This window comes from Arthrobacter rhizophilus, from assembly GCF_026241105.1.
GTDB lineage: Bacteria > Actinomycetota > Actinomycetes > Actinomycetales > Micrococcaceae > Arthrobacter.
In genome coordinates this window covers 101192-125725 of sequence record NZ_JAPFFT010000001.1, presented here as the reverse complement: position 1 = coordinate 125725, position 24534 = coordinate 101192, and the positions used below count along the sequence as shown (strand labels likewise).

16 protein-coding genes and 1 pseudogene are annotated in these 24534 nt (G+C 57.1%); 10 read left to right on the top strand and 7 right to left on the bottom strand.

From position 1 onward, the window contains the following. The first annotated feature begins 106 nt into the window (after positions 1–106). The 8 genes and pseudogenes from OOZ51_RS00530 (at position 107) to OOZ51_RS00495 (ending at position 7290) form a co-directional block, all read left to right on the top strand. Complete coding sequence (locus OOZ51_RS00530) at positions 107–1213, top strand: ABC transporter permease (protein WP_265976937.1); 1107 nt, start codon at positions 107–109, stop codon at positions 1211–1213. Continuing rightward, positions 1210–2028 carry an ATP-binding cassette domain-containing protein gene (locus tag OOZ51_RS00525; RefSeq protein WP_265976936.1) on the top strand — a complete coding sequence of 273 codons (819 nt, stop codon included), beginning with the start codon at positions 1210–1212 and terminating at the stop codon, positions 2026–2028. The genes OOZ51_RS00530 and OOZ51_RS00525 overlap by 4 nt, the downstream gene beginning before the upstream one ends. A gap of 88 nt (positions 2029–2116) precedes the next feature. Then, positions 2117–2932: an SDR family NAD(P)-dependent oxidoreductase gene (locus OOZ51_RS00520; RefSeq protein WP_265976935.1), complete on the top strand. Its 816-nt coding sequence runs from the start codon at positions 2117–2119 to the stop codon at positions 2930–2932. A gap of 121 nt (positions 2933–3053) precedes the next feature. Next, on the top strand, positions 3054–4082 hold the full coding sequence (locus OOZ51_RS00515) for a LacI family DNA-binding transcriptional regulator (protein WP_323054644.1): 1029 nt from the start codon (positions 3054–3056) through the stop codon (positions 4080–4082). Between the two features lie 58 nt (positions 4083–4140). Further along, positions 4141–4324: pseudogene (locus OOZ51_RS00510) on the top strand (transposase); the annotation flags it as partial. A gap of 267 nt (positions 4325–4591) precedes the next feature. Continuing rightward, a protein-coding gene (locus OOZ51_RS00505; RefSeq protein ID WP_265976933.1) for an IS3 family transposase occupies positions 4592–5739 on the top strand; the annotation gives its coding sequence in 2 pieces (ribosomal slippage) (positions 4592–4865 and positions 4865–5739; 1149 coding nt in all). Between the two features lie 617 nt (positions 5740–6356). After that, a complete protein-coding gene (locus OOZ51_RS00500; RefSeq protein WP_265976932.1) occupies positions 6357–6512 on the top strand; it encodes a hypothetical protein in 156 nt (51 codons plus the stop codon). Positions 6513–6906: 394 nt separating this feature from the next. Beyond that, positions 6907–7290, top strand: a complete 384-nt coding sequence (locus tag OOZ51_RS00495; RefSeq protein WP_265976931.1) for a helix-turn-helix domain-containing protein — start codon at positions 6907–6909, stop codon at positions 7288–7290. Between the two features lie 23 nt (positions 7291–7313). Here the strand turns inward: OOZ51_RS00495 and OOZ51_RS00490 are convergent, their stop codons facing one another. The 3 genes from OOZ51_RS00490 to OOZ51_RS00480 form a co-directional block, all read right to left on the bottom strand. Further along, positions 7314–9920 carry an AAA family ATPase gene (locus OOZ51_RS00490; protein WP_265976930.1) on the bottom strand — a complete coding sequence of 869 codons (2607 nt, stop codon included), beginning with the start codon at positions 9918–9920 and terminating at the stop codon, positions 7314–7316. A gap of 139 nt (positions 9921–10059) precedes the next feature. Beyond that, positions 10060–10494, bottom strand: coding sequence for a hypothetical protein (locus tag OOZ51_RS00485; protein ID WP_265976929.1), 435 nt, complete (start codon positions 10492–10494; stop codon positions 10060–10062). Positions 10495–10572: 78 nt separating this feature from the next. Then, positions 10573–11904, bottom strand: a complete 1332-nt coding sequence (locus OOZ51_RS00480; RefSeq protein WP_265976928.1) for a hypothetical protein — start codon at positions 11902–11904, stop codon at positions 10573–10575. A 904-nt stretch (positions 11905–12808) separates the two neighbouring features. On the opposite strand from OOZ51_RS00480, the gene OOZ51_RS00475 reads away from it, so the two are divergent. Both OOZ51_RS00475 and OOZ51_RS00470 read left to right on the top strand, forming a co-directional pair. Beyond that, complete coding sequence (locus OOZ51_RS00475; RefSeq protein WP_265976927.1) at positions 12809–13270, top strand: helix-turn-helix domain-containing protein; 462 nt, start codon at positions 12809–12811, stop codon at positions 13268–13270. 747 nt (positions 13271–14017) lie between these two features. Next, entirely contained in the window at positions 14018–15124 is a 1107-nt protein-coding gene (locus OOZ51_RS00470; protein WP_265976926.1) for a hypothetical protein, read from the top strand. Positions 15125–15166: 42 nt separating this feature from the next. Here OOZ51_RS00470 and OOZ51_RS00465 read toward each other — a convergent pair whose 3' ends face one another. The 4 genes from OOZ51_RS00465 to OOZ51_RS00450 all read right to left on the bottom strand — a co-directional run bounded on the left by OOZ51_RS00465 (position 15167) and on the right by OOZ51_RS00450 (position 24494). Then, positions 15167–17671 (bottom strand): AAA family ATPase, encoded by a 2505-nt coding sequence (locus OOZ51_RS00465; RefSeq protein WP_265976925.1) that lies wholly within the window; start codon positions 17669–17671, stop codon positions 15167–15169. Then, positions 17668–17895, bottom strand: a complete 228-nt coding sequence (locus OOZ51_RS00460) for a hypothetical protein (RefSeq protein WP_265976924.1) — start codon at positions 17893–17895, stop codon at positions 17668–17670. The genes OOZ51_RS00465 and OOZ51_RS00460 overlap by 4 nt, the downstream gene beginning before the upstream one ends. Before the next feature lie 355 nt (positions 17896–18250). Then, on the bottom strand, positions 18251–23695 hold the full coding sequence (locus tag OOZ51_RS00455) for a DEAD/DEAH box helicase (protein ID WP_265976923.1): 5445 nt from the start codon (positions 23693–23695) through the stop codon (positions 18251–18253). A gap of 31 nt (positions 23696–23726) precedes the next feature. Next, positions 23727–24494 carry a hypothetical protein gene (locus OOZ51_RS00450; protein ID WP_265976922.1) on the bottom strand — a complete coding sequence of 256 codons (768 nt, stop codon included), beginning with the start codon at positions 24492–24494 and terminating at the stop codon, positions 23727–23729. Positions 24495–24534: the final 40 nt, after the last annotated feature.

The window sequence follows — 24534 nt, the reverse complement described above, 5'->3', positions numbered from 1 at the left end:
GGGGCTCTGCTCCGGGCCCCGCATACAAACACCAAACTCGCGTCACATGAACAGCAACACCAGGGCCTGCTAGATGGTCCGAACACAGAGAATTGAGAGAGCCGAGATGGCCAATATCAAGAATCCGACGGAACCCGTCGCGAGCGGACCGCTCCCGACTCCAGCGCTTGCCATGGACGAGACGCCGACAAGGCGGCGCCTCGCCGACAGCAGGCCCACCACGCTGTCGGGCAAACTGAAGGAAAACCTGTACTACCTGCGGGGCCGCGGCGCCCTTGAGATCGGCGTTGTTTTCGTCGTCATCCTTGCCGCGTTCTCGGTCTACAGCGCCGTGAGCCCTGGCTCGTTCCCGTTCCTGTCCAAGGACAACCTGTCCGGCGTCCTGTCCCAGAGCATCCCTGCACTGGCGATCCTGGGCATCGGCGTCGGCGTCCTGATGATCTGCGGCGAGTTCGACCTTTCGGTCGGTGCAATGATCGGCTTCGCCGGCGTCGTGTTCATCCGCGTTTCGAACCAGACTGACTGGGTAGTGGGCCTGCTCGCAGCCGTGGCCAGCACGATCGTGATCGGCATCGTGAACGGTCTCATCGTGGTCTACACGAGGATCCCTTCCTTCATCGCCACGCTCGGCATGAGCTTCTTCTGGACGGGGGCGTCGATCTTCATCAACGGCCTCACCCCGGCAACGTTCCTCCCGGGCGTCCGCACGCCGGAAGCGGTGAACATCCTTGCGGGCGACTACGGCTACTTCCGCTCACAGATCGTATGGATGGTCGTCATCGGTATTGTCGCCTGGTTCTACCTGCACCGGCACAAGGCCGGCAACAAAATCTACGCCGTCGGCGGCAATGCGGCCGCCGCGGCCGCTGTGTCGATCAAGCCCCGCGCGGTCAGACTCCAGGCCTTCGCATTCCTCGGGCTAATGGTCGGCCTGGCCTCAGTCCTTATCGTGGGCCGCACCTCGGGAATGCAGCCGGGGACGACCGCGGATTACACGCTTCTTGCGGTGGCAGCAGCAGTTGTCGGCGGATGCTCACTCACCGGAGGCCGCGGCTCGATCATCGGCATGATTGTGGGTGCCGCCCTGATCCAGACCATCCAGAACGGCCTCATCCTGGCCAAGGCCCCTGGCTTCTACGTCCAACTCTTCCTCGGCGTCGCGATCGTCATCGCCGCGGTATTCAACAAGTTCATGGAAGGCAAAGCATCATGACCTCCCAAGCCACCGAAACCGCCTCCAGCATGACCACCGACGGCGGAGCGCTCCTCCGGATCGACAAGATCGTCAAGAACTACGGCCCCAACACAGTCCTCAAGGACGTCTCCTTCTCCATCGGCAAGGGAGAAGTAGTCGGTCTTCTAGGTGATAACGGTGCAGGCAAATCGACCCTGGTGAAGATCATGTCCGGCGTCGTACCGATGACCAGCGGACAGTACTTCTGGGACGGCGAGGAACTGCCCAAGGTCACCCGGCCCGAAACAGAGCGCCGCGGAGTGGAGACCATCTTCCAGGACTCGGCCCTCATACCAACGATGTCCATCACGCGCAATATCTTCGCCGGCCGGGAGATCACCAACCGGTTCGGCTTCATGAAGATCAAGGAGATGGACGAAATCACCACCGAGATCCTCGATTCGGTCGTCCACATCGAGGGCATCAAGAGCGCGAAGCAGCTCGTCGGATCGCTCTCCGGCGGGCAGGCCCAGGCCGTGGCGATTGCTCGAGCCGTCCACTTCAAGAGATCTCTCCTCATCCTCGACGAGCCGACATCGGCACTCGCCGTCAGGGCCACCGAAGCCCTGCTGAACTACCTCCTCCAGCTCAAGAGCGAAGGAGTCAGCTCGGTACTTGTGACCCACAACCTCCACCACGCCTACAAGGTTTGCGATCGCCACATCGTCATGAACCACGGCCGTAAAATCCTCGACATCCGCCGGGAAGACACTTCCGTTGAAGAGCTCACCGCCGCCGTCGTTGAAGGCGCCGAAGGCATCAAACGATTCCGCCAGGGCCGGGCACTCGCCTGACCTGGCCCCGCCGGTCAGACCTATTCGGCTCCCTGCGGCGGTTGATGATGCGGAGCAAAGTCAAGCCGCCGCAGGGAAGGTGCACCTCATGCAGCTGAACGGAGAACAAGACACAGTGCAAAGCAATTGGGACTTCAGGGGCAAGCGCGCCCTGGTCACCGGCGCGGCAGATGGAATCGGCCTCGCCATCGCTTCATCCTTCACCCAGGCAGGGGCCGACGTCATCCTGCTCGGCCGCGACGGGGAAGCCTTGAAAAAGGGCGTCGACGTGGCCGCCTCAGCCGGTCCCGGCAGCGCCACCTCGGTCGTCTGCGATCTGAGCAACGCCGCGGACATCCAAGCGGCCGCCGCCGAGGCGCTCGCCCGCCTCGGCGGCATCGACATCCTCGTCAACAACGCAGGAGTCGGCGGATCCCGCAACCTGGTCCAGCTCAGCGACCGGGAGCTCGACCTCAATCTGGACATCAACTTGCGGGCCCCGATCCTGCTCACCAGGGCCGTCCTGCCAGGGATGTTGGAACGGGGCCAGGGAGTCGTCATCAACATCTCGTCCCAGGCCGCAAAGGTGGGCTACGCAGGCATCACCCACTACAGCGCGAGCAAGGCCGGGCTCCTCGGGTTTACCATCTCCCTCGCGGTTGAAGTGGCACCGGCAGTGCGCGTCAACGCCATCTGCCCCGGGGCCATCATGACCAAGATGATGGAGGAAAACGTCCGCCAGCTCCAGGAAGAAAAAGGAATCACCCGCGATCAGGCCGCGGCCAACTGGACTGAGCACATGCCCATGGGAAGAATGCAGCAGCCCCATGACATTGCGAACGCAGTTCTCTTCCTCGCCTCGGACGCCGCCAGCGAAATCACCGGTGAGGCCCTGAACGTCAGCGGCGGTCAGGTCATGCATTAGCCCTTGTTTGTTGAATCCAGCCACCCTCTGGTGATGGCTCAAGGTGAGTTAGACACCTCCCGTTTATTAGATAGCAAAATGTAAGGTAGAAAAGACTTCATGTTCTCGGCACCATTTGGCAGTGCAGGTTGCGCGTGTGACTCTCCATAAGCCTTCAGGGCGGCTTCACTCAATCACGCAGGAAGATGTTGCGCGCGAGGTGGGCGTGTCTCGGACACTCGTATCGTTTGCCTTCCGCGGGGCACCTGGCGTGAGCGATGAGACTAAGCAGGCAATCTTCGACGCGGCAAAACTTCTTGGCTATCGGCACAATGCAGCCGCTGCGGACCTGGCAAGAAAACGCCCCTCTACCGTCGGTCTTTTCCTTCTCGACCTCAGCAATGAGGTCTACGTTGATATTTTCAGCGGAGTGCGCGAGGCCCTCTCCCCTATGAAGAAACGCCTCATCCTCAGCGTTTCCCACTCCAGAGGCAGCGTCGACGAAGGATCGGTCGGTTCGCTCATCGAAGCCCGGGTAGGGGTCGTCATCGCGGCGACGCTCCTCGAGCCTGACGCGCACGTGCAGGAACTCGCCAGGAACGTGCCCCTCGTGAACGTCACGCGGCGCGTGGAAGGCGTTGACAGCGTGTATTCAAACAACATTGCGGGCGCGCAAGCCGCTACCGAGCATCTGCTCAGGCTCGGACACACCCGCATTGCCCATGTGACCGGACCAACGCACGAAGGCCATGAAGAGCGTCGGCAGACCTACGAAAAGGTCATGCGCGAAGCCGGCCTCGTACCGCAAGTGGTGTTTGCCCACGACTACACCCATGAAGCGGCAAGGCAAGTCTCCGATCAACTCTTCGGAGCATTGGACCGGCCGACCGCCGTATTCGCGCACAACGACGAGATAGCGCTCGGCGTCCGCGAGAGCGCCTACGTACACGGCCTTGAAGTCCCACGGGACCTCTCCCTCGTCGGCTACGACAACTCGAGAACCGCCAGACTCCACGGAATCGATCTGACCTCCGTAGATCTCCACGCGCTTGAGCTTGGACGGACCGCCGGAATCACAGCGCTCGAAAGGCTTACCAACCCCACCCATCCTGTCATCGAACACATGCTCGAGCCACGTCTGGTCGTACGCAGCTCAACGGCGGCCCCCTAAGTGGTTAACGCGCCCTGGCCATGTCAATGCCCGGGCCAGGAGACGCTTCCAGGACACGGTCCGGGACGGGCAGAGGTCGCCAACCGCCCTGTCTACGCCGCTATTGGTGTCACCCTGGCCGGCGAGAAGGACATCCTGGGCCTGTGGGCCGGCACCGGCGGGGGGCGCGAAGTTCTGGATGAGCGTGCTTACCACATCCAGAACCGTGGAGTGAAGGACAGTTTTTCCCGGTCTGCGACGGTTGCTGCCGCGCCTTCGACCGCGAACGGCCTGGTCACCGATGACGTCTTCGCCGCTGGCGACATAGCGCGCGCACCGCAGCCGATGTGCGGCTATCAATACCTCGCCGTCGAACACTGGGGCAATGCCATCTCGCAGGCCGAGGTGGCCGCGCATAATATGCTCAGCCGGGAGACCGAGCGGTGGCCGTGGTTGGGTCCCCGGGTAGAAGTCCAGTGTTTGTGTGAGTTTCGTGTCCGAGAATGGACGCAGGGGGAAATTCACGAATCATGGCACGCAGACACACCCCCGAGCAGGTCATCGCCAAGGTCCGGCAGGGCCAGAAAATGCTCAATGACGGGCGCCCGATGGTAGAGGTCGTCAAGGAGCTCCAGGTCACCGAGGCGACCTGGTACCGGTGGCTGAATCAGTACGGGTCCGAGAAGAACGCCGAGGCGTCCAAACGGACCAGGGAGCTGGAGAAGGAGAACGCCCGGCTCAAGCGGCTGCTGGCGGAGAAGGAACTGGCCATCGACATCCTCAACGAGGTGGCGAAGGGAAAATTCTGAGCCCCGAACCCCGCCGCCGTGCCGTGCGCATGGCGGTGGAGAAGTTCGGGGCGTCCGAACGCTTCGCGTGCAAGCTCATCGGGCAGAACCGGTCAGCGTTCCGTAAGAAGAAACCCGATATGGGCTTCGAGGAAGCACGGCTTCGCGCAGCCCTGCGTGAGGTTGCAGGCAAGCATCCGGCGTGGGGCTGGCGGAAGGCCCGTTGGCACCTGCTGGCCCGCCCGGAGTGGGATGGCGTGACGCTGAACAGGAAGCGGATCCGCAGGCTCTGGCGAGAGGAAGGGCTCACCTGCAAACCTAAGGCGCGGAAGAAGCGCCGCACCGGCCCAGGCGCCGGGGAACAGAAGCGCCTCACGGCCGAATATCCGATGCATGTGGTCAGCTTCGACTTCCAGTCCGACGTGACCTCCTGCGGGCGGCACATCCGGTTCTTCAACGTCATCGACGAATACACCCGCACCGCCCTGGCGGTCATCCCACGGCGGTCGTTCAAGGCCTCCGACGTGGTGGCGGTGCTGGAGGACATCATCGCCGAAACCGGCATCGCACCGGCCTATGTCCGGTGCGATAACGGGCCGGAATTCACCGCCCGGGCGCTGATCGACTGGTGCAACACCGCCGGCGTCGACACCGCATTCATCGACCCGGGATCACCCTGGCAGAACGGCTTCATCGAATCCTTCAACGCCCAATTCAGAAGGGAACAACTCTCCGGAGAAATCATGGACACCATGGCCGAAGCGAAGTATTTGGCGGAGGAATGGAAAGCTATCTACAATCATGAACGGCCCCACGGATCCCTGAACGGCATGACGCCGAAACGCTACTGGGAAAACTGGACGCAAGAAAACCAACTAGCTATCGCATAAACGCTGGACTGCTAACGGGGGCCCAACCAGCCGCACCTGGCGGTGTCGAAATTCTGGTCAGTCCAGTTCGGCACGGAGATCAAAAGCGTGGGCCGGTCTGTACCGAGGGAAACAGCGACTCAGGCGCCCCCAAATGGACATAGTCGCTTGCGGATAGGACATGGAAACCGGGGCATTACGAGAACCTCCTCAAGCACCCGCGGCCTCGGCAGCCGATCGCATAGGTCAACCCATGTCTGAAGGAGTACGGCCGCAGCTTGAGCGCTCTCCGAATCGAGGAACACTTCCGTGCCACTTGGGAGCAGCTCCAACGTCGGTCGGTTCCACCAGACTTCGACCGGCTCCTCCCCACTTCGGATAGCGGCGACGGCATGACGAGAGGATCCTCTGAATCTGCTGGCGCTGCGTTGATGGCGGACAACGCAGCGATCGGATGCGTACCGACGAACTGTGCAATCAAAGGTCCAACGCCGAGCGCGCATGACATCGCGCGAAAAGCAATGAACTTCCGCTCCGCTTCTGAATGATCCGCGGCGTCGCGCAATCCAAGAGAGACGTTGCAAGTCTTCGTCAAGACGTCGATGAATTGATACTCCACGTTAAGCCGGCGGGGTGTCGTGACAGCTCCAAACATGCCGCCGCGCAACCCGGCCATTCAGGGAACAGCCATTACGGAAAAGCACTACATTGCCAAGGCGACCGAATCCCCGGACCTCACTGCCGCACTTGAGCAGTTTGGTGGCCAGGAATCTGACAACGGTCCAACGGCATAGGAACGGGGCCTCCTTCCCGTCACCAGGCCCCAAGGGTGGGTGGATTTGTCGGTCTCAATACGTTCGGATTGGCCGAAACAGGTGCTAAACAACCTTCCCCGGCCTCTCCTCAGCTCGGAGTGCCTACATCGTGGGTCCTCTGATCTAGTACATCGTCACCAGACTCGCAACTCGCTGCACCCGGTCGTATTTGAGTGCAAGCAAGCGGCAACGAGCGCCGTCTTCTGCCGGAGGTTTTCGTCCGAAAGCGTGTGGTTTCCGTGGGGTGGGTTCAGAACTGGCCACGAGAAAGGCCCTCCAGTCCCACGTTTCCGCAGGTCAAAGGGCCTTCACTGTGGGGGTCCTACATGCTTATTCGAAACAAAGCAGCGGGTCCGTCAAACTTCGTTCTTTGATGCAAAAGATCAGGGCCCGGCCAGAGGTGGCGCGTGTCGCATCGCCTATCCCCCGGCGTGCCAAGCAGATCAGCGAAGAGCAGTCCGCGCAGCTGGCCGAGGACTACCGCCAGGGCATGAAGGTCGGCGAACTGGCCAAAAAGTATGTCATCCACCGGGTGACCGTCGCAGATCACCTCGCTGTTCGTGGAATCTCCAAGCGAGCCCGTGGCCTTACGACCGAACAAATCGAGGAAGCGATCCACCGCTATCAAGCTGGAGGATCGTTGGCTGCTCTAGGTAAGTCCTTCAAGGTCTCGGCCGACACCGTCCGAAAAGCCCTACTTCGACAGGGGATTACGATGCGACGTCCGTGGGAGCATCCGCTACCACGGAAATCATGAGCGGAATTCGTATGAGCACCTACTCATTTCGAAGCCTTGGGGCGAACTTCCTGAAGTTGCTTCCACTCAGCTTCCAACTCCTCGAGCTTCGGTCTAACGGACAGCGTTTCCAGTGGCTGAGAGTGACCATCCATAATCCGACAAGCCTTCTCGTAAATCGGGACAATCACTTTCTTAGCTTCATCCAGTTTTTTCCCATCGATCGAGTCAAGCTTGGTCAGCATGACGTTTGGCTGATAGCGCTGGACGACTTGCTGTAGAAATTCTTGTTCAACGACGACCTCACACCACGATCGAACAAGGCTGTAGCCCTTCTCGACGAGTGCTTCTCGCGCTTCGCCTTCTGCTGCTTTGGCCGATTGAAGAATTGCATTCACTTTCCCTGTCATCTTCTTGACAGTGTCCCATCGCGGGTGTGTTCCCGGGCTGACGATTCCCTTAAGCGGACCATCGTCTTGAATAGAGAAATAGCTACAATGGGTCGTGTTCTTGTCGAATCGCGACAGCAGTTCGGTCGCGAACCAGATGTTGTGCGTGAAGACGATAACTTGTCGCTCTTCTGCCAAGCGAGCGATCCTGGAAGACACCTCGCCAATACGGCGATAATCAAGGCTGTTCACCGGGTCATCAAAGATCACCGGTGAAGAGGCGAAGCGAAGTGAAGATTCCGCGAGGAAGTCAGCCATGGCGATGACCTTCTGCTCTCCTTCTGAGAGAATGGCAGATGGCTTGTGACTGGTTACTGTCTTCACTCGTCGGCTGGCGCCTTTGCGACCAGGGAAATCAAGCTGCACTTCCGGTGCTCTAAGTTTGCGACATTCTTCCTGGAACCTGGTGTCAAAGTTGTTGTTGAGCAACAACGTACTTGCCTGCTTTGCCACTGCCGTCAGACCAGCTTGCGTAGACGGAATTCGAGCTGCGGCAATCCGCAGAGACTCGACCCACTTTGTATCTTCAACATAGGTCTCGATGTCCGAGAAGTTTTCGTTCAGTACTGATCTGGCTTTCAGGTTGAGTAGTTTCGCTTGAGATTCCGCAAGCTTCGCGGTCCGGTCGGCAGACCGCTGGTTAAGTTCAGTTATCAGCTTCCCACTTGCGTCTATCCTCGCCTGAGCCTCCTTGCTTGCCGGCGCTAGGAGTGGCGCGATGGGATCTGAACCTAGTGAGCGCTTAGCAACCAGCTCAGTCGAGAGATTCTTTGCCGCAGCAACCAAAACGGTTGCAGCCTTCATGTGCTCATCGTCGTCCGGGATCGCGCCAAGCGTCTCAATGTCGCGCTCCAAGCGCTCAAGATCGCAGGCCAGGATGTCCCGCGAATATTCATCGAGAAGCCGATTAGACTGGCCGATCATCAGTTGACCCGCGTTATTGGCGAGGTCTTTATACGTCTGGAGGAGTACGAGTGCATCCGGCGATAGGGCTTGCCTGCAATACAGACAGGTGTCCACATCGGACGGATAGTCGTCCAGATGAAGGTGCTTGCGGTAGTTGTCGCCCGCAGTAATCAACACATGCCATTCATCGCTGTCGGCTGCAGGTATTTCGTGGTGTTCAGAGATTGTTGCCTTGAGCTTCCGCTGCCCATCCTCCGCGGCCTTCAAGTCCCCAACTGCCTGGTTGTATTTTTCGCGATCAAGTTTAGCCAAGGCCGCTGCAAGAGCTAGAATTTGTGTATTAACGGACTGACGATTGTTGGCAACCGTCAGCTGAGCTCGAACGCTGTCGCCTTTGAGTGCTTCGACAATATCCGGCAAAGCTGTTAGATCGGCAGCTTCCTGATCCGACAGCTCAGCGAGAGTCCTCAAGCCCTGCAGGTCAGTCGCAGGACCCAGCGTCTCAACGAGAGCATAGACACTGCTGCCGCGTCCAAAAAGTGGCAGGAATGTGTTCTTCTTGGGCTTTTTTGCTTCAATGCTGGTTGCCGCCAGCTCAGAGACTCGACTAATGGCATCGCTCGCATACTTGAAAAGCGCAAGGTCAGCGGGCGTATATGCGTAGCTGAGGTCGTTATCGAGATGCATTAGCACAGACGGCGAGTCAAAAACATCCATGCGATCGAGCGGTGCAAAACCCTCTTCATTAGACCACACAGAAGACCCAGCCACCCCATCCAGCGCCCAACCAATCTCCGCCGACGGCATATTGGATATAGCACCATTATGCACATTGCGGATGATATCCTCGGCCGAACGCGCTTTGGCAATTCGCTTGAGAATCCTCGTGTAGCCGGTCTTACCGGCGCCGTTTTCTCCGAAGATAACTGTAATGCCTTCATTGAAAGCTATGTTTTGGTTCGAAGCCAGAGCGTTGACACCTTGGACGTTCTCGAGGCTAAGAAGCTTGAGTACGGAACCGTCTTCTGAAGCGGCGTCCAGGAGCTGGATGGCCGGAACAACGGCGGGCTCAGTTTCCGAGAGTCTTTTCTCGGCCAGGTAGTGAGCAAACAAGTCCTCGAAAGACTCACTATCAACAGGAGATCGTGTGGCTAGCACGAGGGCCACAATCTTTCGGACCCAGCCGTCCTGTCCGTTGGCCCAGTCAACTAGAAGTTGACTGGCGCTGTTCGTCACGACAATACTGTCTTCATTATCCAGAACTATTTCGTTTTGTTCACTTAGCAAATCCGGCACTAAACTCCCCTTATTCAGCTACTTCTGGTTATTGAAAAGAACCGAATCTCCGAGGGCGGGCCATTGACCGGATAGCCTTTAGATGAATGCAGTATTCTTCAGCTATTATTGTGACACCGAATTTCCGGCGGTCAAGCGTCTAACGCCGTGTCATCTTGCGCAGTTGCTCCGGATCCTCTTCCGCCAGGCGATCAACAATCTGCATGACCGTAGCGACGTAAGCATCGACATCGACGTGTGGCCTGACCAAGCTTCGAATAGTCAGTACTTTCTGCTTGCGGCCAGCTACTCGTGGCTGGATCGGTTGGGTCTCAGGAACGCCCGCCTCCATGTTGCGCATCAGCGCGGCGTAGACTTTACCGGCTCGCTGAGGCAGGGAAGAGCCCTCGTCTTTGATTTCGTCGTAGTGCGCACGCAGCGTCGCTTCGGTTGGGCGATCTGCGCAGAGGAAGTACTCATGGAGATCCCACTGCTCCATGGGATCGACCGCCGCAAAGACACCCTGGCGTTCTTGCCATAGCCGGCGGAGCTGCAGGTGTCGCTGGCGATAGGTTTCATAGGTAACTCGTGGCATTGCATGACAACTCAACTTTCTGAGCCGCACTATGACACACGGACGGGGATTTTGCGAACATGAGCGTTGTCGTCTTGATTAGATTCCATCGACCATTCGCCATTCAAGGGAAGGCTCTGTCTGTGTTGCGTTAATCCAGGCAGGGTTGCGCTCACTTGGATACGTCGTTGGAGGCTGGGGGCCGTCGAATTGCCAGTGTGCTTCGAGATTGCTGGAACCGCCAACTCCGAAGTACCACCCTCCAATAGTCTGGCGCCACGCATACCAGGCCTGTTTGTCCTTTCGAACTTTCATCTCAATGGCGGGGTCCGACGCAATCTTGTCTAGGCCGTAGTCGCTGTAGACCATCGCAAGATCGGTCTGGAAGTGTCCCAGTCGGTTTCGGTGCTGTCCCATTTGGTTATAGAAAAGCCGCGTAAGTCCTCGCTTTGTCGCGTCAAACTCCCGTCGGTCTAGCTGCCGGCCGGCTTCGTCGACACCGCTCACGCCCGCAAGGGTCTGCAGCCGCTGCTCGTGAGCCCGTTGAACTGCCAGTCTTTCTCGTTCGGCGCTTCGATACACCTTCATCGCGTGGAGCGCGCCTTTAAACGTCATTGTCTGAGCAACGTCCTTTGGTCGCCCACCAACGAAGGACGACGCAAGACGTGTGCTGAAATGCAGCCCGAGAACTACTGCGATTCTCACCCGTAGCGGCGGCTTGACCTGGTTGTTCAAGCACGACAGGCGAACGAGGATACCTTCGCAGCTCATGTAGTAGGCCAGTACGTAGATCAGCGGCAGAAGGAGCAGCGGCAGCCAGATCGACAGGGCGAAGGATGACACTATCTCGGACGCCTTCTCGGGCTTCCATGTGGCGGCTAGGTGAACTGCTGTTTGAACGATAAGCCAGAGCACAATACTGAGAATGATCACGTTTGCACCGATACCAACTCGTCGGGATGTCTGCTCCTTCTGGAGTGGCGCGACGGCTGCGAGTATTGTCAGGATGCCCAGGAAGATCTGAAGAGGGATCTCTGCCAATATCGGAAATGAGTAGAGTCCGAGGTAGAACACGAGGATCGCTGAGATGCCTAGGGTCTCCTTGATGGTCCTCAATACGAGGCCGGGACCGGACTTTACTTGGTTCGCTCGAAAGAGCATTGGAAGTCCGGTTATGACCACGATGATCATCGTGTCCTTCAGTAGAGAGCCGTTCCAGATTCGTATCTTCGACGCACCGAAGATGATCAAGACGGCATAGGCGAGATAGATCCCAAAGATCATAAGGATCTGGCGATTGAAGACCAACTTCAAGAGGCCGCGGAAGGCGTGCAGGATATCCGTTCTGATTTTCGGGATCATCAACAGTACTGCGATTGCACCAATGGTCACGACGACTGTTGCTATTTCTCTGTTAGTAAATTCAATCAATCCATGCACCTCACCAGTCATTATGCGGCTTCCCATTCGCATTGAACAGCCCGATAGAACCCGCGCGCTGGAGAGAGTTTACAGGAAGGTACCGACGGAGCACCGGTCGGAGCCATATATAAGCCAAAATGGTCTCCAGTCGCTCGCCTATCCCCGTCACTACAAACAAAGCGAAAGGCCCCGTGAACTTCCACGGGGCCTGGCGGCATTCACCTCTGTTGCCTCCTTACTCGTCTTGACAGCATCAAGATCCGATCGATTGCCCACACCAGGGCAAAGAGAATTCCGAAGGTCATTAACGCCAATCCGGTTGATGGCCAGATGCCAAATATCGGCGTTACGGCTTGGTGTGCTGCGGCGACTAGCGCAACGCTCACCACCATTCCGATAGGGAAGAACAAGGTGTATTGAAGTGGTCGTCTCATGGCAGCTCCTCTAACAACCCATGCCCTGGGGAGCGGAGCGCATCATTCTGAGCGCCAAACCAATGCAAGTTACGTTGCCGCGGTTGGGCACTCAGAATGGTAATATCGGCTGCGTCGGACTATAAGATAAAATGTCATAACTGTCAAGGATTAAACCAGGTGGTTTCAACCAGACAATGAAATTGACTAGCTCAACTCTGCGGGGCGTCCGGTCGCCCGTCTCATCGCTTATTCAGCCGCCATTTTGAGCAATTCTGCCAAGGCGTGATTATTCGCATCGGTACACTATTTCAATTGCCAACAGGGGTGCATGAACAACCGAACATATCGTACCGGTGTCCAAGCGACCTTATGCATATATAACCATTCAACAGGGGTGGGGTGGACCCCTAAATTTAAGGCTTACGTGTTTTGTTCGTTTTTTGGCACCAAAAAAGTCAGCACCGGTACATGCTGACCTCTGTGGAATCTTATCTTTAATGAAAATCATTATCAATATGGTGGGGGTCCTACATGCCTATTCGAAACAAAGTAGCACCTCCGTCAAACTCCGTTCCTTGATACAAAAAGTCGGGGCTCGTCCAGAGGTGGCGCATGTCACGTCGCCTATCCCCCGGCGTGCCAAACACATCAGCCATGAACAGTCCGCGCAACTAGCCGACGACTACCGCGAAGGCATGAAAGTCGGGGAACTGGCTAAAAAGTATGGCGTCCACCGAGTGACCGTCGCAGATCATCTCGCTGCCCATGGCATCACCAAGCGTCCTCGAGGCCTTACGCCCAGGCAGGTCACCGAAGCCGGTGACCGCTACCGCGCAGGCGAATCCCTTGCAAGCCTCGGTGAGTTTTACTCCGTTTCAGCGGACACCGTCCGCAAAGGTTTGCTCATACAGGGAATTACGATGAGGCGTCCTTGGGACCACTCGACCCCGATTTTGTAGGCTGCTTCCCATTATGGTGTGTCTGTTTTCCCGACATGTCCGTTATCGCTCGCCGAAAGTTCTACGCCTAGCCCAGAATTTGGACCGCCTGGAATGCCTAAGTCGGTTTTGACACCTATGTTGGTCCGGAGGTCAGCCAGAAGTGCGTCTCCGTCTACTATGGTGCCCAACTTGGCTTGAGAATCCGATCTTGGTCCCGATACTTGAAATATGCGCACAACCCGCAGCTGAAGGTTTTCGTCGAGCGCACGAAGAGCTACGGCACGTATGTAGAACCGCGCAAATTCGCCTTCGGCCAGCGTGCTGGGAGCCGAAACCGGGACCTTAGCCATCGAGAACGTACCGTCAGTTTTCTGACGCGGGACTGAAGTGAGCCAGTATTCGGGGTGGGTCGCTTGTGTGGCTAGCCACTGAGGATCATGAGATTCGAGGGCTGCACGGAGGAGAGGGGGCCACGCGAAAATGCCCGATGTCGACAGATATTTGCCTCGATAAATTCGGTCAGCCCCATGATCGTGGTCGAATTCTTGGAGCATCAAGTCGCGGGTACGGTCATCGTTCAAATGTTTAAGATCCATGGTCGGTTCTCCTCGTCTGAGCTGCCACGATTTTGGGGCTGATGCAGACTCTAGCCCGTGGACGCTCATTTCAACGGTGCGCCGCATGTAGTCTGCCGGATACATGCGTCCGCATGCCACAATGAGGGCCAGCATTGGGACTAGATGCCAAGGAGCACTGAGGGCAAACATGGCGGGTATCTGCGTTTTCTGCGGCCAGACAAAGAGCCTGACTCGTGAGCACGTGTTTGGCGACTGGCTGGGCCGGATAGATCTCGACCGCCGGCCCGCCCTACATGTTGCCGGTCCAATCAACCGCAGCCCGCGAGATATGGGCACGACGCCTCCATTCCTGCGCACGGTGAAGGACGTCTGCGGTAGTTGCAACAACGGATGGATGAGCCAGCTGGAGAAAATCGCGGAACGAGTACTTAACCCCTTCATCCTCGGTGAGCCCGGGGCGATCCTGGCCGCATCTGATCAAGGAGCGCTCTCGGCTTGGACGCACAAAACCGCACTTGTGGCGATGCTCGTCTCCACGGCAGATGATCGCAAAAATGGATACGGGCTACCTGCGGACGAGTACCGCCACCTCTATGAGCAGCGGATGAACCTGGTGCCGACACCGAAGACGCAATTCTGGATTGGACGATATGACGGAGTTGCTCGCCAGGCATCAGTTTGGGTGGCGCCGCTTACCGTCGGGCGACCCTGGGATAAACATCAGGAACCCCATGGGTATCTCATGACCGTGCTCCTCGGAAAGGCTGTGCTTCAGAGAGTGCGCTTCACGCATCCCGGTCCCCAGCTGGATCTCAATATGGGGAATGCCCTCACGAAGATATGGCCAAGCATTGGCGACGTTGGTTGGCCGCTGGGCAACGCGTTAGAGGACAACACCTTCGTCAATATGGCAGGGGGGAGGAATGTAGAAACTGATAGTCCAGACATTGAAGTTGGTCCGTGGCGCCCTGCGACGGACTTGTCGGCCAGCGAAGAGGTTGGCCTAATGATTCGCCTACCTACCCCGTGCGGTAAGCATGCCGTTTTCTACCCCGGGCTCCTAGCCAGGGAGGCTCAAGGAGGTGCTCGCTATGCCTTCACGACGTCGTGCGAGCGCGAGATGAAGGCGTACCTCGTCTGTTTGGGATCGGACGGCGCGCACTTTATGGGCGAAGGTGCACCACGAGACATCCAGGAGAGGTACGACTCAATTTCTGGAAGTGAATACATACTGAGTGACCAACAAGGCAGATTCGTCGTGAAACAAATATTGGACATGTACTCTGCCGATTGAAGTGAGCGTGGAGATGCAGGAGGTTCGCCGGCGTAGCGCTAGCTACTTGGTTTCCAAAGTTCGGTACCACTTCCGAGAAACCATGCTGGTCGCTGGATCTGTGAAGTCGTAGCGAAAACACTCGGCTAACTGATTGATGTCTTCGAGCACTCGCAAGAGGACATTTGCGCTGAGCCCTGCAGCCCCGGAGGTTTCATAGTGGCTAACCCAATTACTAATCAAACCAGTGACGTGATGAGTGCTGAAGGCGGCTTCTTGTGCTGGCTCCAGAACCAGAAGTGCGGCCTTTTTGCGGAGATCTATAGCATCCTGAATTGCTTTGATTGAGCCAGAGACCATGCGCGTCTGGTCTTTCATCGCATAGTCGAGCGGAACAGATATGTTGAGCTTCCGAATAATTTCAGTCAGCTTGAACTCAAAATATTGACGGACTAGAGGCTCGGCCTGCTGTACCTGGCCCGCGCTAAGGAACGCCTTTGCATTCCCATAGAGTCTTGAAGTTCCCTGTGCTTGGGTAACGACCGCTCCGACAGGCGGAGAACCTTGAAGCTTTTGATGATGCCAGCCGGACGTCCCCCCAAGCTTGTCAAAATACTTTTCAAGTTGGCCGTCGTGGCTCAAGATAATAATCTGCAAGCCGTCTGGACTCGCCACTCCGTACTGCAGGTGGTTGCGGATATGTTCCATCAAGAACCATTGATGTCCGCTGTCGAAGCTCGAGGTCACATCATCTAGAACGATGAACCGAGGCGCAGATTCGTGTCGCTTGGCAGCAGATAGAAATACGGATATCGCTAATGCGTTGCGGTAGCTCTCAGATAATACTGCTCGGGCAGAGATATCAGGCAATCCATGGAATTTAGTCAACTCTACGTGGAGTTCTTCCCGCGACGAGGCACGCTTTAATTCAGGTACTATGTCTTGTGTATTCATAATGTCCGCAAACATTGACTGATAGTCTGTACGAATAGCAGCTACCTTGGCCGATGTCATGCGGGTCTCGGCATCGGCAAACGTCTCACATGCCTTGGTCATGAATTCAATCCATGCCTGACGCTTTGCGAGCTTGTGACCTGCTTCCTTGTAGTCGATCCCGTTGCGACTGTGCTCCACCCAGGCATCTCGAAATCTCCGTCCCGCATCGACCTGTCGCGTGAGTGCAACCAAAGAGGGCGGAAGGTCCTTTTCGAGGTCGGCCTTCTCCTTCACCAAAAGAGTCTTCCTATCTATGCCGACTTGCGCAAGAACCTGATAATGACCAAAGAAGCCCGACATCATCGTTTCTGTGATGGCACCCTTGCTAATTGCTTCTTGCACTCGACTCGTAAGGCGCTGTCGTGGCTCTAATCCGATTAGCGCGCTCTGCTCAAGGCGATCGAGAAGACCTGCAAAGGTACTAGCCGCCCATTTTGCCGTGAGCACGACTACCTGTTCGTCGACTGCCGAGTACTGCGCAAGGCGCCCTTCAACGATTACCTCGATGGACTCGTCGAGCGACGTCCCGCACACAGGACAAGTGGTTGCATCTTCGAGCTCGTCATTCTGAATCAAGACCTCCGCAGCAACCAAGAGATGCTTGTAGTGCTCACCCTGAGTGCTAGTTAGGAGACTTTCAAGCGTCTGCACTTCAGTAACAAGGTCCTCGAAGTCCGCGTCAATTGATGCATCGGGATCAAGAAGTGTCAGAAGCTCAATCTCCCGGTTAATTGTCTGGAGTCGCGTTTTCTTTAAACCTCCTTCTTCGGATTCCAAGGCTTTAGCTACAGCTGGGAAGTCAGCGTCAAGAAGATTGACACCATCAAAAAAAGTCTTAAGCATCGGAATGGCAGCAAGCGCATCCCCGATTTCCGTCGCAGAGAGAGCTAGATCTGCGCTGTCGTCTATCGTCGTGCCAAGTAACTCCTGGTAGGCCACTTGTGCTCGGACTAGTAGTGCCGGTACAGCTCGAGTCAGTGTGCTGGTTGTAGCCTCGAGACCCTGAATACCAAGGTCGCTGCGCAACGCCCTGGTATCAGAAAGCGATTTGAGAGACTGCCGGTAGTTCGAATACTCTGATAGTCCGAGTAGGGCAGCGAATGATCTTCCACGCTTGAGCGGAGTATCTTCAGTGAATTTTTGGAATGACCCATAGTCCAGAAGAGTAAACGCTTCGTCCAGTGACGACAGCAGCGATTTAGGATCAGGGTGACCCGTGGGACTAGTCACTGTTCGACTACCAGCTGCGTCGCGGGTGATTAAAATAGTCACCGTGTTTGCGGGAGACTCGTCAGTAGTGAAGTCAATCTCTATTGAGGACTTTCCTCCACTATGAAAACGATTGACATAGTACTCGTTCGCGCGGTCTCCCGCCTGTAGCTCGCTGAGCTTAGGAATGTCACCTTTGACGGCATAGCACAAGGCTTCGAAGAGAGAACTCTTGCCGCTCGCATTGACTGCGAAGACTGAATTCACGGAATCGATTTTGAACTTCAATTCAAGCGGGTCGCTCTCATTGTTAATCCCGCGAAATCCCTCAATTTGGAGCCGAGACAAGAAGTAGCGAATCACGCCGTCTCTCCACCTACTTTGACGAGTGGTTCTTCGTCAAGCCGCTTCAACACTTCAGCATCAAAACTAGTCCGCATGCGAGTGCGATCGATTGTATCATCGCTGGAGATCGTGCTAGCCAGATCAATTAGAATCTGACCTTGTACCGGATCCAGGTCTTTCATATGCTCCAGAAACTTGGCCAAATTGCCATCGAATCCATCACCTTCTGTAAAACTGAACATTGATGTCTCCCTAATAAATTTCGATATCTTGCCCGTAGTATGACACGGATAAGCGCGCGTGGAAATATACTCAGTGGAGTATGTAGTGACGAGCCGTGGAAGCCTGAGCACATGACATCCACTCAGTCTTCGCCCGCCTAGGCTGGTCTTTCTCCGCAGGAGCGACAGAGACATGATAGAGATAACGCATGCATCCCGTTTTCCAAACCGAGTTGTCAAGCGACGTTCAAGACTCCTAAGCCCTCGGAGATCGATGAAGAAGGATTCGGCAACTTTCGGGGCGTCTTTGATCTGCTCGGCACGACGGTCAAGGAAGCTCGAACCTACTTGGCCGCACATCGCCGCTATCTCTCCGCTAGTGAACCTCCCGCAACAGCCCTACAACATGGCTCGGATCCCTGTCGAGGACGAAACTATCGACATAGACGATGCCGTCGAGATCTGGATACTCCAGCTCCATTTGTGTCGTGGCCTCAACGAGCCGTTTCGGCATGAGTCCTTGTTCCGCGGACTCCAACGGATGCCGCAGGATGATGCCAAAACGACCGTCCGCCTTCTTGTCCCAAATGGCACATGCACCACTGTCATTGTCGACCGAAGTCATGGAGTACGCTGCTGCCCACCTCCGGATTGCGCCTTGATGTTGTGCGGTGTCCACGATCAGTTGCTTCCCGTGCAGTACGTCCAACAGGTCTTTGGCCAGGCGCCAGTCGAGAAGTGCGTGGTAAGCCATGTTGGAGTAATCACGCAGACAGCGGTAGCAGGAGGATGTGCATTCGATGGCGTGGTCGCCTGCTAGTTCTGTCAGGTACGAATCGATTTCACTGAGGAATCCCGGCAGCACGTCTGGCTGCCCAAGATGGCTGCTGAATCCGGCCCCGTTTTCAAGGCTGTCTGCGAGAAAAGCGAAGGTTGTGGGCTCGTTTTCCTGCAGTCCGGTGAAAATTCCAGCGGTGAATTCCTGCGGCTGAACGTCCAAGTAGGAGGCAGCCACGGTCCTCATCAGAAACCCCAAGGAGTACCAGGCAGCGCGACGGCCCTGTATCGAATCGGTGGGGCCATACTGCTGGCTCAATCCCGACGTCAGGTTCAGTCTGAGACCTTCGGTGTCGATGATGGGGTTTCGAGGTCCCAGGAAGAGGAAGTCGGTGGGCTGGATGGTTCCCAGTGCGGAAATGATAGGCGTAGCTGACGGGTCGATGCGTAGCCTGCCGGCGCTGTCCAAAGGGGACCCGTCGAGGGGAGATCCGTCTGGGGCGGCGGCTAGATAGCCGCCCCAATAATCGGAGGCTTTCATGAAATTGAACGATTTGCCGGAGTTGTCATTGATGACGTATTTGTAAGCAGGCCCGGAGTACGCGGCCATGCTCTCAACTCGACTCACACTGAGCGTCTCAAGATCTGTCATCGCTCTGGTTGACGTGGACCGAGGAGTCCACGAGAAGTTGCCGTCGAAGTCTCTGGCCTTTCCTGCCCGATATCCGAGCGGTTCGCGAAGATCGATAGTACCGAAGCTTCCGGAGTCCGCCCCGCACCGGGGGCAGTTCGTGTCCGTCGGTTCTGACCCCGTTGGTCTGTTCTCCACGAAGGCGCAATGGCGACAGATGTCGATAAGCCGCTGCTCACCGAGAGGTTGCTCCTCTGTAGCGACCGACGGACCGGACGGACGGTACGAAGTGACGCCAATGACAGGATAGATCCGTCCGTCGCGTACAAGTTCACTGCCTGGGGCAAATTGGCTGACGGCCATCGCCGAATCGCGGTCAATGACGTTATCCGGCGGCCAGGGGAAAGGTGAATTGGGCTTCTGCAGGAATAGGTTGCGAACCTTGGACGGAAATCCAAACATCGGCAGGATTCCCTCTTCGGCAAGGCGCTGGCTGAGATCGGAGTGACCTGGGACCCCGCCCTCGGCGATGTCTGAGATGCGGTCGAACAGAGGGTACAAAGAGTCAGCAGCTGTTTGGATTATTCCTCCAGGCAAGGTGCAGAAGTTCGCCAACCCTTCGACAACTTCCTTGACGGAGTCCGCATTGTCTTCCATCCAGGCCAAAATGAGGGGCTTCACAGAGGACCAGTCGGCAATTTGCCCGAACTGTCCGTGAGTGTTGTTTCCTAGCCCTGAAATGCTGTCGTCGACGGAGATGACGTCAGCCAAGTCATTAAAGGCCCGTCGAAGTACTTCACTTCGCACAGACCGGAGATATATTTCGGGTCGGCTGAGGGCCAAGTAGGGCTTAGGCGTAGGGGCATTGGTGATCAGCTCAGGGCGCCCGAAGTAGTACTCATCGTGGCTTCGTCCCCTGCATACCGTCAGGGAAACGGCCATAGGAGTGGACCGGCGGCCGGCACGGCCGACGCGCTGCTGGTAGTTGAAGCGGGTTGGCGGCATGTTTGCCAAGACGACGGAGTCAAGCGCCCCGATATCGACGCCGGCTTCCATGGTCGTGGTCACCGAAAGAAGCTCGATCCCGTCCGTTTTCTTGTTTTCCGATTGATTTAGGAAGACATCCTGGAACCTCGCTTGGCGGGACTGCGCGTCCAAACGGTCCGTCTGACCGCTTAGTTCAGCGGTGTTGAGCCGGAACTGCCCCTTAGCGTGAATGGCGTTGTATCCGTAGTAGTCAGGATTAGCCGAAGGCGCAGTTGCGTCCTTTGGAAGCTCCCGGCGGCAATACGTACACAGACCACAGCCATAGACCAAGTGCTGCCGCCGACAGTTTCCGCAAACCCAGGCGGACGTGGTGGGTTCATGGATTGTGACGGCACCGGGCTGGATCAGGAACTCGAGAACCGCGGGTCCCCAGGCCCCCAGGACGGATGACTGAAGCTCATCAACATCCAGGTCGTACTTCTTCGCAACAGCGGCCCAATAATTCTTCAATCGACGGGGAGGCGTCAGGGATGTGTTTCTAAGGCCCGCAAAGCGACGCATGTCCGCAAGGACGCGCAGGCTCCCCCGGGCAATTGCTGCGGGAGATGAAGGTGATTTCCCTGACTCCGCTTCGGTGTCGATCAGTCCGAGCCAGCCTAGACCCAGAGACTCATAATCACGACCGGCACCTGAGAAGAGGCCGTCAATGACTTCTTCCTCCAACGATTCGTTGATCCGATTGAGGAGGTCTTGCTGGCCGGTCGACAGGCCAGTTTTTGCTTCAACCGTCGGCTCCCATCGGTAGAGATGAGACCATGGGCCTGGCATTTTTTCAGTTGTCCGTTGCAAAGTTGCGCGCGGTCCACCCGGATTCATACCCAGGTCGAGAAGCCGATGCGCCACCATGGCAGCGAGGGATGGTAGAGAAGGTCGGCGGGTCAGGGCGCGTGACGCTGCGTCCTCGGGGACATCAGATTCTCCCTCCCAGACGTCGCGAAGGATCGTGAACGCTGGCAGATCTCTGAGACGAAGTCGAGCGATTGCTTCGCGGGACTCGTCTGTCCTATGCCCATTCACAAAGTGCTCTCTGGCGAGCTCGACGTCGGCGTTGACCTGCCCGAGAGTTGAGAGCTCCTGGTGGAGGAGGAGTCTGAGAAGGTCCTGGTAATGCCGCAAGCTAATGCCCGAGGACAGCTTTGCCGCATCCTGACGGCTGTCGGCGAAGACGATGGTTTTGCGGTTCGATGGCCCGAGGCTTTGGAGAAGTTCGGTGATCAATACCTGATTGATCTTTTCGAAGCCAGTCCGCATGGCCCGAATGGGTGACCGCTGCCGTTTCTTGTCCGCTGCTGCAACTGGTCCGTCTTTGGTATGCGTTATTTCCCAGTCGTCGCTGCAGTTCGGGCAACGTGTCGGGAATGGGGAGAGTTCTTGGGGGTCCCTTCTGGACGCTCCGGCCCCGCTCCGGGCGCCTGGCTGTGGCGTAAGGACATGGAAAGTCCACCCGGTGAAGTCGTCGTTGTCTGTAGGTCGGAGTTCACCGGTGAGCGGCTGAAGATGCGAGCGTCGGAACGCGTACGTGACTTTGCCGTTATCTTTATTCCACTCCAAGGCATCCAAATCGGGTCGACGCTTTTGTGGCCAGTACAGAAGGTAGTTGTCTGCCGTACGTTCGAGATTCGCTTGGTCGGGCAGGTGTTCGAGATCGGACAGGTCCGCCAGAAGGGTGCTAGGTTGCCCCGGTTTCTGCGTGGAGCCTGTCGGGACATAACCGCCGAGGAAAACGTCGCCGCAGTTCTGGCAATAGAGAAGTTCGAGGACACGCGAACCGCATAGGCATCTGCTTACCGGCTCGGCGTATAGGCGTCCGATTGGGCGTGTCGGGCTAGCCTCTTGGTCGGCTTCCGGGCATCCTGCGTCCGTACACGCCCACATACCCGGCACATTGCGGAAGAATAGGTGGCTTCGCAGCATTGGCCACCTGGTCTCTCCCGCTTCGGACTCTGCGGCGGTTTTTAGGACGCGGTGGACCGCTTCGATGCGGGCCTCGTCCGGAAGTTCGGGGAAGAGGTGCGTGCTCAATTCCTTGACGGACTTCGCTAGGGGTTTCGTGTCTGCCGTACCGTCTGCGCCGAAGAAAAACGCATTCCCCAGAGCAGTAGCTGCCGCCGCCTCATCTTCTTTGGTTGGCGTACCTGACCCACTTGCGAATGATGTGCCGGACAAGTCGGATTCTGAGACTTCTGGGCGCACAATCTGGCCGGGGAGGAAATCAAAAGTCTCGCGAGGGACCGCGAAGAATTGTTCGACATAGGCTTCGTCACGGTCGGCTTCGAGGGACGCTGATGCTGCAATGACTTGGAGTTGGTCGCTTCGATCATCCAGTCCCAGTCTCATTTTCAGATTCCGGATTAGAAGTGCGACCTCTGTCCCGGCAGTGCCTCGATAGGTGTGCAGCTCGTCCACAACCAACGTAAACCTATGTTCCGGGTTTGCGCGGAGCCAGTCACGGGTGGAGTCGAAGTATTGGCGGTCGCGGTCGCGCAGCAGCAACACGTTGAGCATTGAGTAGTTCGTGATCAAAATGTCGGGTACGGCGTCCGCCATATCCCACCGGGAGAGCATTTCGGCCCCGCCCGGGTGTGGCACAAAGTATCGGGATTCGTCGTCGAGCCCCAGTGCTTGGCTGCGCTGATGCGTGCCTTGCATGAACGAGCGTAAGTTTTGCAAAGCAGTTCGGTTTCCCGGTGCTCCCGTAACTGGCGTGGCACCGGTGTACCTGCCGAAATAAAACCGGTGGCCGCGTCTATTCTCATCGAGCCACTGCCGGGCCGCAGTGCTGTCGATGGCCCTGCGCAAGCGGACCAGCTGGTCGTCGACGAGGGCATTCATTGGGTAGAGAATGATGGCGCGTACGGCCTGGGTGCGTCCCGTTTCCGTCTGCCGCTGCGGGATGAACGGCCCGTTCGCTTGCCGCCACCACTCGACCGGGGCAGCACCGTTGCCAGCCCATGATTGCGACTCGGCGAGAAGGTTGGCGAGCAGCGGCAAAAGGAAGGCTTCGGTCTTTCCAGCCCCTGTACCGGCAGTGACGACAACGTTTCGCTTTTTGCCCGAAGCAGAAATAAGAGCCGCCTCCTGGTGTGTGTAAAGCTGGCGTCCGAGAGGGATCAAACCTTTTGCGACAAAGTCGCCCAGTTCCGTCGGGGCGTGAGCCAATGAGGCGGATTCCTGAACCGAACGTCCAGTTGTCCGGTATTCGGGCCTGAGTTCAATAAACGGTTCACGATAGACGCCATTGTCCTGATCCAACAGCTGACGGCGTTCAGCTTCTAGAGTGCGGTCAGCGAGACCGAACGGTGTGTCGTAGTACCGGAAATATGAATCCCGGAGATTCTTGAAGGTTTCGACTATGTCCACAGCCATGTTGCTGCCGCTCCCTCTATTGTGAATTCGATCAAGTTGTTTGAAGTTGTTGGTGCAAAGACTTTGCCACCTGGAGAGCCACGGAGAACGGAACGTTACGGTAGGTCCATACACCCGTTCGTCCGGTGAGCGCGCTCAGACCGCTGCACAGGGTGAGAGCTCTCCGGTGCGGCCCCGGCAAAGGCAGCCCCGAATCCACGTATAAGGTGCCGACGGGTTCACCATCGTTGTCCTTTGGACGGAACTTGAGGAGATCGTGCCGGTGCATTCCGTTGATCAGGCAGACACCCTCATCATGGCTGGTAACCGCCCAAGTGCCGGCTTCGAAGATCCAGTAATTGAAGCGTCCGTTCGCAAGCTGTCGGTACAATCCATCCCGTCTTGGAAAGTCAATGTCAGTGAAGCCTGTCGAAGTCGTGAACATCTGAATGGGCGAGCCCAGTCTGTTGGGGCCACTGGAAATCGCGCCTGGTCGAAGGGGCGTAAGGCTGCGAGCGACCGAAACGGCGGCACAGGAAACGAACGTCGCCTCAATTGCCTCCGCCATCTCGCGGAGCTCGGCTTCGGTGTCATATTCGAGGAGAAGGGCGGCAGGATCACGGAAGGTGTTACTTTCCATTGCCGGAGACCGCATGACATGGAGAGCGAACTCGGAATCTACGTGCTCTTCAAATCCGACGGATCGTTCTCCCAGAATGAGCGCGAATGCTGACGAGCCGGGCAGATGGGTCAGCGTCCGAGGGCGGATTTGCCAGGTATTCTTGCTCCACGCCAAGTCGATGTGGCCAAGATCTTCCAAGCGACGGAGGTAACGGCGGGCTACCCGTGGATCCGAAACC

What these genes read in the sequence shown, in the direction of transcription:
- OOZ51_RS00455 (WP_265976923.1), bottom strand. Translation starts at nt 23,695, where the DNA reads ATGGCTGTGGACATAGTCGAAACCTTCAAGAATCTCCGGGATTCATAT.
- OOZ51_RS00525 (WP_265976936.1), top strand. Translation starts at nt 1,210, where the DNA reads ATGACCTCCCAAGCCACCGAAACCGCCTCCAGCATGACCACCGACGGC.
- OOZ51_RS00485 (WP_265976929.1), bottom strand. Translation starts at nt 10,494, where the DNA reads ATGCCACGAGTTACCTATGAAACCTATCGCCAGCGACACCTGCAGCTC.
- OOZ51_RS00475 (WP_265976927.1), top strand. Translation starts at nt 12,809, where the DNA reads ATGAAAATCATTATCAATATGGTGGGGGTCCTACATGCCTATTCGAAA.
- OOZ51_RS00470 (WP_265976926.1), top strand. Translation starts at nt 14,018, where the DNA reads ATGGCGGGTATCTGCGTTTTCTGCGGCCAGACAAAGAGCCTGACTCGT.
- OOZ51_RS00520 (WP_265976935.1), top strand. Translation starts at nt 2,117, where the DNA reads ATGCAGCTGAACGGAGAACAAGACACAGTGCAAAGCAATTGGGACTTC.
- OOZ51_RS00460 (WP_265976924.1), bottom strand. Translation starts at nt 17,895, where the DNA reads ATGTTCAGTTTTACAGAAGGTGATGGATTCGATGGCAATTTGGCCAAG.
- OOZ51_RS00530 (WP_265976937.1), top strand. Translation starts at nt 107, where the DNA reads ATGGCCAATATCAAGAATCCGACGGAACCCGTCGCGAGCGGACCGCTC.
- OOZ51_RS00495 (WP_265976931.1), top strand. Translation starts at nt 6,907, where the DNA reads ATGCAAAAGATCAGGGCCCGGCCAGAGGTGGCGCGTGTCGCATCGCCT.